The 12199-nt window shown below is 66.4% G+C and carries 12 protein-coding genes and 1 tRNA gene; 7 read left to right on the forward strand and 6 right to left on the reverse strand.

Annotation, left to right across the window (positions count from 1 at the left end; genetic code table 11):
• The 4 genes from WBG82_RS04900 to WBG82_RS04915 all read right to left on the reverse strand — a co-directional run.
• Window positions 1–406, reverse strand: a 406-nt coding sequence (locus WBG82_RS04900; protein WP_424422096.1) for an MFS transporter, incomplete at its 3' end; no start/stop codon positions are given.
• Window positions 407–424: 18 nt separating this feature from the next.
• Window positions 425–1894: an MFS transporter gene (locus tag WBG82_RS04905; protein ID WP_424422099.1), complete on the reverse strand. Its 1470-nt coding sequence runs from the start codon at window positions 1892–1894 to the stop codon at window positions 425–427.
• Between the two features lie 179 nt (window positions 1895–2073).
• Window positions 2074–2568, reverse strand: a complete 495-nt coding sequence (locus tag WBG82_RS04910) for a YchJ family protein (protein ID WP_424422102.1) — start codon at window positions 2566–2568, stop codon at window positions 2074–2076.
• 57 nt (window positions 2569–2625) lie between these two features.
• Window positions 2626–2700 (reverse strand) — tRNA-Gly (locus WBG82_RS04915).
• A 143-nt stretch (window positions 2701–2843) separates the two neighbouring features.
• On the opposite strand from WBG82_RS04915, the gene WBG82_RS04920 reads away from it, so the two are divergent.
• From WBG82_RS04920 to WBG82_RS04940, 5 genes are all read left to right on the forward strand, one after another.
• Entirely contained in the window at window positions 2844–3398 is a 555-nt protein-coding gene (locus tag WBG82_RS04920) for a prolyl-tRNA synthetase associated domain-containing protein (protein WP_424422105.1), read from the forward strand.
• 114 nt (window positions 3399–3512) lie between these two features.
• Window positions 3513–4439, forward strand: coding sequence for a thioredoxin (gene trxA, locus WBG82_RS04925; protein ID WP_424422108.1), 927 nt, complete (start codon window positions 3513–3515; stop codon window positions 4437–4439).
• A gap of 8 nt (window positions 4440–4447) precedes the next feature.
• On the forward strand, window positions 4448–5131 hold the full coding sequence (locus WBG82_RS04930; protein ID WP_424422110.1) for an LON peptidase substrate-binding domain-containing protein: 684 nt from the start codon (window positions 4448–4450) through the stop codon (window positions 5129–5131).
• 9 nt (window positions 5132–5140) lie between these two features.
• A complete protein-coding gene (locus tag WBG82_RS04935) occupies window positions 5141–5335 on the forward strand; it encodes a Trm112 family protein (protein WP_424422112.1) in 195 nt (64 codons plus the stop codon).
• 22 nt (window positions 5336–5357) lie between these two features.
• Window positions 5358–5729 carry a gamma-butyrobetaine hydroxylase-like domain-containing protein gene (locus WBG82_RS04940; RefSeq protein ID WP_424422114.1) on the forward strand — a complete coding sequence of 124 codons (372 nt, stop codon included), beginning with the start codon at window positions 5358–5360 and terminating at the stop codon, window positions 5727–5729.
• A gap of 151 nt (window positions 5730–5880) precedes the next feature.
• On the opposite strand, the gene WBG82_RS04945 is transcribed toward WBG82_RS04940, so the two are convergent.
• The gene (locus tag WBG82_RS04945) at window positions 5881–7116 is read right to left on the reverse strand and encodes an FAD-dependent monooxygenase (protein ID WP_424422116.1); all 1236 of its coding nucleotides are present in this window, start codon (window positions 7114–7116) and stop codon (window positions 5881–5883) included.
• Between the two features lie 111 nt (window positions 7117–7227).
• Here WBG82_RS04945 and WBG82_RS04950 point away from each other — a divergent pair, with 111 nt between their 5' ends.
• Together WBG82_RS04950 and WBG82_RS04955 are read left to right on the forward strand one after the other, a co-directional pair.
• Window positions 7228–8463: a cytochrome P450 gene (locus WBG82_RS04950; protein WP_424422118.1), complete on the forward strand. Its 1236-nt coding sequence runs from the start codon at window positions 7228–7230 to the stop codon at window positions 8461–8463.
• Window positions 8460–9824, forward strand: a complete 1365-nt coding sequence (locus WBG82_RS04955; RefSeq protein WP_424422120.1) for an amidase — start codon at window positions 8460–8462, stop codon at window positions 9822–9824. Before WBG82_RS04950 ends, WBG82_RS04955 begins: the two co-directional genes overlap by 4 nt.
• A 57-nt stretch (window positions 9825–9881) precedes the next feature.
• Here WBG82_RS04955 and WBG82_RS04960 read toward each other — a convergent pair whose 3' ends face one another.
• Complete coding sequence (locus WBG82_RS04960) at window positions 9882–12074, reverse strand: PQQ-dependent dehydrogenase, methanol/ethanol family (RefSeq protein WP_424422122.1); 2193 nt, start codon at window positions 12072–12074, stop codon at window positions 9882–9884.
• Between the last annotated feature and the right edge of the window lie 125 nt (window positions 12075–12199).

Raw genomic sequence — 12199 nt, forward strand, 5'->3', positions numbered from 1 at the left:
TGGCGTTGGCGAAGATGATGGCGAACTCCATGCCGACCGAAGCGACGATCAGCGACACCATGATCGGCTCGACCGGCACGCCGGGAACCGCGATCCAGAGGCCGAAACATCCGGCCACGCAGATGAGCGTGAAAAACACGATCCACGGTTTGCGCGGGCCCGCCGCATCAGCCATGGCGCCGAGAAGAGGGCTTGAAAGCGCGATGAGAATGCCCGCGATCGCCTGCGTATAGCCCCACACCGCCTGGCCGTGCACCGGATCGCCGACAACCGTCGCGCTGAAATAGGGCGCGAAGAGAAAGATGGTGACGAGCGAGAAATAGGGCTGATTCGCCCACTCGTAGCAGACCCAGGCCGCCTGGGCGAGATTGGAGGCGGGTTCGCCCCGGGACGCTTGCTCGCTCAATTTCCGGTTTCGCCTTTTCTAGTCGATCGCTTCGGACCGTTGTTCGCGCACGAGAAGCATGCCGGCAAGACCGATCAGCATGAGGACGAGGATCGAGGCGAAGCCGACGCGCTGGCTCTGGAAGTAGGAGGTGGTGAAGCCGACGAGCTCCGGCCCGAGAAAGGCTGTCGCCGTGCCCGAAAGCGCGTAGAGGCCGAAGAACTCCGACATCTTCGAGACGGGCGCGATGCGGGCGAGCATGGTGCGGCTGTTCGCATAGGCCGCCGTGATGCAGATGGCGACGATGAGAACGACGATGAGATAGGCAAGCTCGGGCGCGGTGCGGAAGAAAGGCAGGTCCCAGATCGGCGGGCTCGCCGGATCGTAGGGCAGGAAGAAGAACATCGAGGTCGGCGTCATCGAGACGGCGAGGACGATGCCGATCGAGGTGCCGCCGATGGAGATGAGGATCGCGCGCTTGGAACCGAACCTGTCGTCGAGCCAGCCGCCGAAGAAGCCGCCGCCGACGGCGAAGATCGAAAGCACGATACCGTAGATGGTGAGCGTCAGCGCGTTCCAGTGGAAGACGCCCGCCGCATAGACGCCGCCGAAGATGAGCACGGCCGTCTGCCCGTCATTGAAGAACATGCGCGCGATGAGATAGGTGGCGACGTTGCGATAGTGTCTGATCTGGCGCACCGTCCTGAAGACGCGCCTGATGCCGTCCATCACCGCCTTGCGCTTCTGGATGCGGCCCTTGGGCTTCACGTCCGGCGTGAAGAAGAGGAGCGGCAGCGTGAAGACAAGAAGCCAGATCGCGGTCAGGGGCGCGGAGATGCGGCTGTTCTCGTGCTGCGAGACATCGATGCCGAAAAGCGCCTTCTCGGGAATGAAGCTCCAGTCCACATGGCCGGGCAGCATGAAGGCATAGAGAAGGAAGCAGAGGATGATAAGCGCGCCCGCATTGGCGAGCGCGAGCGCGAGCCCCGAGAGAAAGCCGATGCGCTCATGCGGCGCGACGGTCGGCAGCATCGAATTGTGAAAGACCTCGGAGAAGGAGAAGGCGACCGAGATCGTGATGAAGAGAAGCGCGATCTGGAAGATCGAGAGTCCCGCCCCGCCCGGCAGCGCCCACCAGAGCGCGAAGATCGCCGGCACCATGATGGCGACGAAGGCGATGAGCCAGGGCTTCCTGCGCCCGCCCGTATCGGCGATGGCGCCGAGGATCGGGCCGAAACAGGCGATGATGAAGCCGGCAATGCCGTTGATATGGCCCCAGATCGCCTGGCCCCTGACCGGGTCGCCGACCACGGTGCTCGAGAAATAGGGCGCGAAGATATAGATCGTGACGATGATGACGTATGGGTCACGCGCCCACTCGAAAAGCGCCCAGCTGAACTGACCCTTGGCGTCGGCCGCCTGGTGGCCGGAAGCCGAAAGGCCACGGGATGCTCCGTCAGGCGCTCCCGACGGCGCGCCCTCCTCCGCCACATCGTTCACTGCGTTCACGAAACACCCTCCCCGGCGCGGCGCGACAGCACGGCACTTGTCGTGAGGGATGCGCGCATGCAGCCCCGCCATGCCTTGCCGCTATCGCGTTCAGGATTGGAGCATAAAGGCCGGGAGCATGGAAGGGTTGCGGCCGCGCAAACGGCAAATTGCGCGGCGCGGAAAGCGAGTGTTGTGCCTCAGGCGGCGGCTCCGCAGCACTTCTTGTATTTCTTGCCGGACCCGCAGGGACAGGGCTCGTTGCGGCCGACCTTCTCGACGCGGCGCGGCCGGGTGCCGCTGACGCCATCGACATAGTACCAGCGGCCGTCCTGCTTCTCGAAGCTGCCCGTCTCGTGATGGACGCGGTCCTGCCCGTTCTGGCGGAACAGCGCGACGAATTCCACATCGCCCTTCGTGTCGCCCTCGCCGCCGCCCGTGGTCGAGCGGATATGGAGGCCCGTCCACTCGCTCGAGCGCGCCCATTCGGCGGCTGCCTCGCGGTCGAAATCGCCGCGCGTGCCGGGCAGAAGCGATTGTTCCAGATAGCCGATATTGCCGGTGGCGAAGGCCGAATAGCGCGAGCGCATCAGCGCTTCCGGCGTCGGCGCCGCCTTCTCGCCCGAAAGATAGGGGCCGCAGCAATCGGCGAAAGCCTTGCCGGACTGGCAGGGGCAGGTTTCGGGATTTGTCATTCGCTTCCCCCGCAAAAGGAAAAGCCGCCCGGCGGCGGCTTTACAGAGCGGCAAATCTGGAGCGGGCGAAGGGATTCGAACCCTCGACCCCAACCTTGGCAAGGTTGTGCTCTACCCCTGAGCTACACCCGCATCCATGAAAACAGCGGTGGCCGCTGTTCGTGAGGGCCGTGTTATGACCCATCGTCCCGGCCATTGCAAGAGGGCATTGCGTGCCCTTTTCAGGCTTCCTGCGAGGGCTTGCCGCCCCGGCCCCTCCATGCCAGAAATCCCCCATGCCCGACAGCGCCCCGCCCCCGAAACTTCATGGTCCGGAAGCCTTCCTCGCCTGGCTCGAAGCCCATGGCATCGCCCATGAGACACGGACGCACGAACCGCTCCACACGGTCGAGGAGGCCCGCGCCGCCCGCGCCCGATGGGGCGCGCCCTGGACCGGCGGCGGCCACTGCAAGAACCTTTTTCTCAAGGACAAGAAAGGCGCGCTTTTACTCATCGTCACGCTCGAGGACCGCGAGCTGAAGCTCAACCGCCTTTCGAAGCCCCTTGGAAGCGCCCGGCTTTCCTTCGCCAATGCCGATCTCATGTGGGAGAAGCTCGGCGTCCGTCCGGGTTCGGTCACGCCCTTCGCGCTGGTGAACGACAGATCCTGCGAAATCCGCCCCGTGCTCGACGCGCCCATGCTCGAACATGACCGCCTCCACTACCATCCGCTCGAGAACACGGCCACCACCGCCATCGCCCGCGACGACCTTCTGCGCATCTTGCGTCTCACCGGCCATGAGCCGATGATCCTCGACCTCGTCGAAGCGCAGGAAGAAGCGGCGGGCTGAGGCTTGCCCGGTGCGGCTTTCTGCCGTTAAACCATTGTTTCCAAATAATGCAGGCCCCACATAGGGGAAGCTGACAGGCCGCCGCACCAGCCGCGGCGCACGGGAAAGCAGGACATGGAACCCATTTTCGGAACGAAGCCGGGAGCGGCCGCGGCCCCTGCCGCCGCGCCGGGCGAGCTTATCAAGGACACGACGACGCAGACCTTCGCCGCCGATGTGCTCGACGCATCGATGAAGGTGCCCGTCATCGTCGATTTCTGGGCCCCCTGGTGCGGACCCTGCCGCCAGCTCGGCCCCGTGCTCGAAAAGCTGGTGCTGGCCGCGCGCGGCGCCGTGCGCCTCGTCAAGATGAACATCGACGATTATCCCGAGGTCGCCCAGCAGCTTCGCGTCCAGTCGATCCCCGCCGTCTTCGCCTTCAAGAACGGCCAGCCGGTCGACGGCTTCATGGGCGCCCTGCCCGAAAGCCAGGTCCGCGCCTTCATCGAGCGGCTTGCGGGCGATGTCGGCCCCTCCCCCGCCGAGGAGCTGATCGAGGCCGGCCGCGCCGCCCTCGAGGCTGGCGATCTGTCCAGCGCCGCGCAGGCTTTCGCGCAGGCGATCCAGCTCGAGCCTGGCATTCCCGCCGCCGTCGCGGGCCTCGCGCGCTGCTATATCGAGAGCGGCGATTTCGACCGCGCCCGCCAGACCCTCGGCCTCGTGCGGCCCGACGCGAAGAACGATCCTGAAATCACGGCGGCGCTCGCCTCGCTCTCGCTGGCGGAGAAAGCGGCCGATGCGGGCGACACGGCCGAGCTCGAGGCCCGCATCGCGGCGAACGCGAAGGATTATCAGGCGCGCTTCGACCTCGCGCTCGCGCTCCATGCGCGCGGCGACCGGGAAGGCGCCGTCGATCAGCTTCTCACCATTATCGGCTACGACCGCAAATGGAACGAGGAGGCGGCGCGCAAGCAGCTCGTCGAATTCTTCGAGGCTTACGGCCCCAAGGACGAAGTGACGCTTTCGGGCCGGCGGCGTCTCTCCTCTCTCCTGTTCAGCTAGGCGAGGCCATGGCACCGACCGACCGCTATCGAAGCCTCGGCGATCTTCCCGCCTCGATCCCGGTCTTTCCGCTGGCGGGCGTGCTCGTGCTGCCGCGCACGCAGCTGCCGCTCAACATCTTCGAGCCGCGCTATCTGCGGATGGTGGACGACGCGCTCAGGGGCGAGCGCATCATCGGCATGGTGCAGCCCGCCGACGAAGCGGCAATCGCCGCCTCCACCGATCCGCAGGCGAAGCCGAGGCTCGCCGAAGTGGGCTGCGCGGGCCGCCTGACCGCCTGGACCGAAACCGCCGACGGGCGCAACCTCATAACCCTGACCGGCATCGCGCGCTTCCGCATCACGGGCGAGCTCGACGTGACGACGCCCTATCGCCGCTGCACCGTCGCGTGGGACGAATTCGCCGACGACCTCACGCCCGAATTCGGCAGCGCCGAGGTGAGCCGCGACCGCCTGCTCGAGATCCTCAAGACCTACCTCGACAAGCACGGGCTTCAGGCCGACTGGCGCACCATCATGCAGTCTTCCAACGAGGCGCTGGTGAACTCGCTCTCCGTCATCAGCCCCTATGGGCCCCGCGAGAAGCAGGCGCTGCTCGAGGCGAAGACGCTCGAGGAACGCAACCAGCTTCTCATCGCGCTCACCGAAATTGCGCTTCAGCAAACCTCGCCCAGCGAGACGACCGTCCAATAGGAAACCGACATGTCCGAAACGCGCGCCCCGGAAGTGGACCCCAAGCTCCTCGAAATCCTGGTCTGCCCCGTCACCCGAACGACGCTGCGCTACGATCGCGAGCGCCAGGAACTCATCTCCGACAAGGCGCGTCTCGCCTTTCCGATCCGCGACGGCATTCCGATCATGCTCGCCGAGGAAGCCCGCTCTCTCGACGACGAATAGGCGCGGCAGGGTGGGAACGACGATGAGCGATCATGCGAGCGAGCGGCCATGGCCGACGGAAATCAAGCTGAGGAAGGCCGAGCGGCTCCTTGAAGTCGCCTTCGAGGGCGGCGCGCGCTTTGCTCTGCCTGCGGAATATCTGCGCGTCGAAAGCCCCTCCGCCGAGGTGCAGGGCCATAGCGCGAGCCAGAAGCAGACCGTGCCCGGCAAGCGCAATGTGACGATCGAAGGCGTCGAGCCCGTCGGCAATTACGCCGTGCGCCTCATCTTCAGCGACGGCCACGATTCCGGCCTCTATACATGGGAGACGCTCTACCGCCTCGGCCGCGAGCACGATGCGATCTGGGCGGAATATCTCGCCGCGCTGGAAGCCAAGGGCCTGAGCCGGGGCTGAACCCGCTCCCGCCGATGCCGTCAGCGTCGGGCGTATCCATGTCCGAGAGTTTGTCATGCCCCGGCTTGTCCGGGGCATCCACGTCTTCAGGCTTCTGGAATCAACGCGAGGATGTGGACGGCCAGACGCTCGATGCGTTTCGGACAGCTCCTCAGACCGCCTCGCCCCTGAGCAGGCGCGGCAGATCGCCGATGACGCCGCCCGCATGGCGCATGAAGAGGCGCCTTAGCGGCCCGATCTCGTTGACGAGCCCGAGGCCGAGATCGCGCGCGAGGCGAAGCGGGCCGATATCGTTCGAGAAGAGGCGATTGAGCCCGTCCATCATCAGAGACAGCGCCGTATTGTCGAAGCGCCGCCAGCGCTGATAGCGCTCCAGCACGTCGAGCGCGCCGATGTCGAGCCCGAGACGCGCCGCATCGACCACCACTTCGGCCGCCGCCGCCACGTCGCGCAGGCCGAGATTGAGCCCCTGGCCCGCGATCGGATGCACGCCATGCGCCGCGTCGCCGACAAGCGCGAGGCGCGGGCGCACATATTCGCGCGCGAGCTGCAGATTGAGCGGATAGGACCAGCGCGGGCCGACCGGGCGGCACTGGCCGAGATAGTCGCCGAAGCGGGCGCGTATCTCGTCTGCGAACGCCTTGTCATCGAGCGCGAGGATGGCTTTCGCCATGTCGTTCTTTTCGGTCCAGACGAGCGAGGCCCGGTTGCCGACCATGGGCAGAATGGCGAAAGGCCCGCCTGGGAGGAAATATTCCTGCGCCACGCCCTCATGCGGCAGCTCGTGCTCGACCGTCGTCACGATGCCCGTCTGGCCGTAATCCCAGCCGATGGTCCTGATGCCCGCTGCCTCGCGCGTCGGCGAAGGCCGGCCATCCGCGGCGAAGCAGAGCTTCGCATGGACGAGCGAGCCGTCGGAAAGCGTCGCGGTGACGCGCGCGCTCCCATATTCGACATGGCGCACGGCATTGGGCGCGATGAGCCGCACCAGCGGCTCCGCATCCACCGCCTTTTGCAGCGCGATCCGCGTATGCCGGTTCTCGATCAGATGGCCGAGCGGCTCGTCGCCGATCTCGGTGTGGTCGAAATGCAGGAAGAGCGGCGAGGCCCCTTCGCGCACGCGCCCGTCCGACACGATGATGTCGTTGATGGGCTGCATCTGGCCGTCGAGATATTTCGTGACGCCGATGCGCTCGAACATGCGGCAGGAGGCGAAGGCGATGGCCGAGACGCGGCCGTCGAACCCCGCATCCGTGACCCTAGCCGGGTCCTGCGCGTCGACCGCGGTGACGCTGAGGCCCCCTTGCGCGAGCGCGAGCGCCAGCGGCAGGCCGGCAAGGCCGCCGCCCACGATCAGAACATCGCTTTCATGAACCACTTTCGTCATGCGCCAGAGCCTCTAACGGATGGGCTCCAAAGTCCAGCCCGCGCGGCGATTTGCCCTCCCCGGCGGGCCGCACTAGGCTTCCGAAAAACGAATGAAGAACGGGAGGCCGCCATGTCGAAAATCGCCGAAAAGACCGACCTCGATCTGCCCACCGGCGCACGCTTGACGGCGCTGGACGAGGAGTATCGCGAAAATCTCTATGACGTGCTCGACCGCCTGCGGGCCGCCGCGCCCGTTCACCGCGATCCCGAACTCGGCCATGTCTTCGCCACCCGCCATGACGATGTGCGGGCCGTGCTCAGGGACCGCGAACTTCTGGTCGATCCGCGCACCACACTGCCGGACGACTATGTGCGCCTTTTCGTGTCGGACCTCGAGAGCGACGACTACAATCCGAGCATGCTCTTTCTCGACGACCCCGATCACAAGCGCCTGCGCGGCATCGTCTCGCAAGCCTTCAATCCGCGCTCGGTCGAGGCGATGCGGCCCCGCATCGAGGCGATCGCGGCCGAGCTTCTCGACGCGATGGAGGGCAAGAGCGAAGCCGACCTCATCGCGGACTATGCCGCGCCGCTTCCCACCATCGTCATCGCCGAGATGCTCGGCGTCGCGCGCGAGGACCGCGCCGAATTCAAGCGCTGGTCGGACGACATCGTGCAGGCTTTCGATCCGCTGCGCAGCGAGGAGACGTCGCGCCGCATGGCCGCCTCCCAGCAGGCGATGCGCGCCTATTTCGTAGACGCGATCGCCGAGCGCCGCGCCCATCCGCGCGAGGATCTCATGAGCGAGCTCATCCGCGCCGAGGAAGAAGGCAGCAAGCTCTCCAATCGCGAAGTCCTGAGCATGTGCACGCTCTTGCTGACGGCGGGCAATGTGACGACCACCGATCTCATCGGCAACGGCATGTTCGCGCTTCTGACCCATCGGGAAGAACTCGACAAGCTGAAGGACCGGCCCTCGCTCATCGTGAACGCGGTGGAAGAGATGCTGCGCTATGACAGCCCGGTAACGGATTCCGGCCGCCACGCCGCGAAGGACATCGTCGTCGGTGGCTGCCCAGTGGAGAAGGGACGCACTGTCACCACCTCGCTCGCCGCCGCCAATCACGATCCGGCCGTCTATCCCGAGCCGCACCGCTTCGACCTCGAACGCGCCGACACGCATCACCATTCCTTCGGCGGCGGCGTTCACATGTGCCTCGGCGCGCCGCTCGCCCGCCTCGAAGCGCAGATCGCCATTCAGGCGCTCATCACGCGCTTCCCCGCCATCGCGCTCGCAAGGGAAGCGCCGGTGCGCCGCCACCTGCCCGCCTTTCGCGGCTTTCAACGACTGGTCGTGACGCTGTGACAGCAAGCTGGAACGAAACGACGACGGCGCTTCAGTTCGGCCGCCTCTTCGAGGAAGGCAGGGCCGATCCGCGCGAGGTGACGGAATTCTTCCTCGACCGCGCCCACAGGGAAGATGCCGACGCCCGCGTCTATGCCCGGCTGACCGAGCGCCGCGCCATGGCCGAGGCCGAAGCGGCTGCCGACCGGGCAAGGCGCGGCCTGCGCCGTCATCCGCTCGATGGCGTGGCCCTTTCCTGGAAGGATATTTTCGACAGCGCCGGCGATCCGACGCCCGCGGGCTCGCTCGCGCTCAAGGATCGCGTGCCCCCGCATGACGCCGAGGTTCTCGCCCGCGCGACGCGCAAGGGCGCGGTCTGCCTCGGCAAGACCAACATGACCGAGCTTGCCTTTTCCGGCCTCGGCATCAACCCCTCCTATGGAACACCCGCCAATCCCTTCGACGAGGCGATCGAGCGCGTGCCGGGGGGCTCCTCCTCGGGCGCCGGCGTTTCGGTGTCGCGCGGGCTCGCCGCGGCGGCGATCGGCACGGATACGGGCGGCTCGGTGCGAATTCCCGCCGGCTGGAACGGCCTTGTCGGGCTGAAGACGACGGCGGGCCGCCTGCCCCTTGCAGGCACGGTGCCGCTCTCGCCGACCTTCGACACTGTGGGCCCGCTCGCCCGCGACGTCGCCGACGCCGCTGCCCTTCTCTCGCTCCTCGACGGCACGAAGCCCGCCGATCTCGAGGGCGCCGATCTTGCGGGCAAGGTGTTCTGGCTGCCGGGCGGCGTCGCCTGGGAGGGGCTCGACAATGGCGTGGCGGAAGCGCTCGATCAGGCGATCCGCCGCCTCCTTCATGCCGGCGCGCGAATCGTCGAGCGCAAGCTCCCCGAACTCGACGAGATCGACGCGCTCGCCTGGGCGCCGGGGCGAAGCCGGCTCGTCGCCGAAGCCCATGCGCTCTGGGCGGAGACGCTCGCCGCGCATCGCGATGAAATCTATCCGCCCGTCTTCGAGCGCGTCATGGCGGGCGCGGAGTTCAAGGCCGCCGACATCACCCGCGCCGACATGGAACGCGCGGAGATCACGAAGCGCTACCTCGCGCGGACCGCGGGCTTCGATGCCGTTCTGCTACCCTCGGTCGCGATCGCGCCGCCGCCCATCGCGGCTCTCGAAGCGGGCGGACCCGATTATTTCGCGGCGAACCGCATGGCGCTCAGGAACACGACCATCGGCAACCAGCTCGGGCTCTGCGCGATCTCGCTGCCCGCGGGCTACGATCAGGCGGGCATTCCCGTCGGCCTCATGCTTCAGGCCGCTCCGCATACGGAGGAAAACCTGCTCCGAACCGCCCACGCCGCCGAAAGGGCCCTGCGCTGACGGCAATGAAAAAGCCCCGGAGTTTCCTCCGGGGCTTTGTCTTTCAGGTGGCGCTTCTCAGCGTACCGGCGCCATCCGCGCGCGATCCTCGATCGCCCGCTTCTGGATATAGGAGAAGATCGCCTCGGCTTCCTCTTCGGAAAGGAGATCGGCGAAGCTCGCCATCCCGTTGTCCTTGAGCATGCCACCGCGCACGATGTCCTGGAAGTGCTGGCGCGTGTTCTCGTTCATGCGCCGGAGATCCGGCGTGATGCCGGGGCTCACCGCCATGGTGCCGTGGCAGAAGGCGCAATGCTGCTGGAACGAAACCTCGCCCTTGCGCACCGTCGCCTCGTCGGCGGTGAGCGGCGGCCAGGCCGGGATCGACTGGTCGCGAAGCGCGAGCTTCGGCAATTCGCCCGAGCCGCCGATCTTGAAGACGAGCAGGCGGCCGTCATTGCCGTATTTCGCCGCCGCCGAGGTGCGCGCATCGCCGGAGGTGATGTTGACGCCACCCCAGCCCGCAAGCACGGCGATATATTGCTCGCCATCGACCATATAGGTCACGGGCGGCGCGACGATGCCGGTCTGGATGTTCTGCTCCCAGACGCGCTCGCCCGTATCTGCCTTGTAGGCATAGAGATAGCCGTCGGCCGTGCCCTGGAAGACGAGATTGCCCGCCGTCGTCAGCACGCCGCCATTGAGCGGCGCGGGATACTCGACCTGCCACTTCACCTCGCCCGCGACCGGGTCCCACGCCTTGAGGAAGCCGTGGCTCGGCGGAATTTCGCCCAGCGCCTTGATCGCGTCGATGAGGTCGGCGTAGTCGAGGCCGAGGTTCCACCAGTTCTTTTCGGCCGTGTAGTGGTGCTTCTCCTTCCACTCCTTCGTGAGCGCGTAATAGAGAGCGAGATCCTGCGCCGGAATGTAGACGAGGCCCGTCTTCGGATTGAAGGCCATCGGGTGCCAGTTATGCGCGCCATTGGCCGAAGGCTGCACCCACTGCCCCACCTTGTCATAGGCGAGTTCCGGGTTCTCGACCGGCCGGCCGGTCTTCATGTCCACATGGCTCGCCCATGTCGTCACCGCATAGGGCTTGGCCGAGAGCAGTTCGCCCGTCTCGCGGTCGAGAACGTAGAAGAAGCCGTTCTTCGGCGCGTGCATGAGCACCTGGCGCTTTTTCCCGTCGATGGTGAGATCGGCGAGGATCATGGGCTGGGTCGAGGTGTAGTCCCAGTTGTCGCCCGGCGTTTCCTGATAGTACCACTTCATGCGCCCGGTATCGGGATCGAGCGCGACGATCGAGGCGAGATAGAGATTGTCGCCGCCGCCCGGAGAGCGGATGGCGCGCGTCCAGGGCGAGCCGTTGCCCGTGCCGATGTAGAGCGTGTTGAGCTTCGGATCGAAGACCATCGAATCCCAGACCGTGCCGCCGCCGCCGATCTTCCACCACTCGCCGCCCTTCCAGGTCGGAATGGCCTTTTCGAGTTCGGGATTTTCGACCGGCTTCGAGGGATCGCCCGGCACGGTGTAGAAGCGCCAGACCTCGGCGCCCGTCTCCGCGTCATAGGCGGTGACATAGCCGCGCACGCCATATTCCGCGCCGCCATTGCCGATGACGACCTTGCCGTTGACGATGCGCGGCGCGCCGGTCGAGGTGTAGGGAGCGCCGGGAACGGTGTTCACCTTCCAGACGACCGACCCGTCCTTCGCGTCGAGCGCGAAGAGGTGTCCATCGAAGCTCGCCACATAGACGCGGCCCTTCCACACGGCAACGCCGCGGTTGACGACGTCGCAGCAGCCATAGCGGCCCCACTCGCCGGGCACTTCCGGATCGAAGCGCCAGAGTTCCTTGCCCGTGCGCGCATCAACGGCGACGGTCACGCCCCAGGTGAGCGTGGTGTAGATGACGCCATCGACGACGATGGGCGAGGCTTCGAGGCCGCGCGTCGTATCGGTGTCGAGCGACCAGGCGAGGCCGAGCTTGGAGACGTTCTTGTCGTTGATCTGGTCGAGCGGCGAGAAGCGCTGCTCGTCGAAGGTGCGGCCATGCTGCATCCAGTTGCCGGGTTCGCTGTCGGCATTGACGATGCGCTGCTGATCGATGTCGGCAAGGGGCCGTTCCGCCGCTTGCTCCGTGGCCGGAGCATTGCCGCCCGGCGTCTGCTCGCCGGCCGCTACCGTCTTCTCCGGTTCCGCGCCGCGCTCGCCGCCGGCCATGAACTGCCATCCGACCGCGATGACAAGCGCCACTGAGGCCGCGACGCTCACTGCCGCGGGCCACCTGTTCGATGGTTGGGCCATTTCCTCCCCGTCCCTGTTCGTTTCCCCATGTCCTGCCTTGCGGCAGAATGCGGAAGGCTTTCTTCGGCCTCCTCTGCACGGGCGGAAGCTTA

This window comes from Parvibaculum sp., from assembly GCF_049671045.1.
Lineage (GTDB): Bacteria > Pseudomonadota > Alphaproteobacteria > Parvibaculales > Parvibaculaceae > Parvibaculum.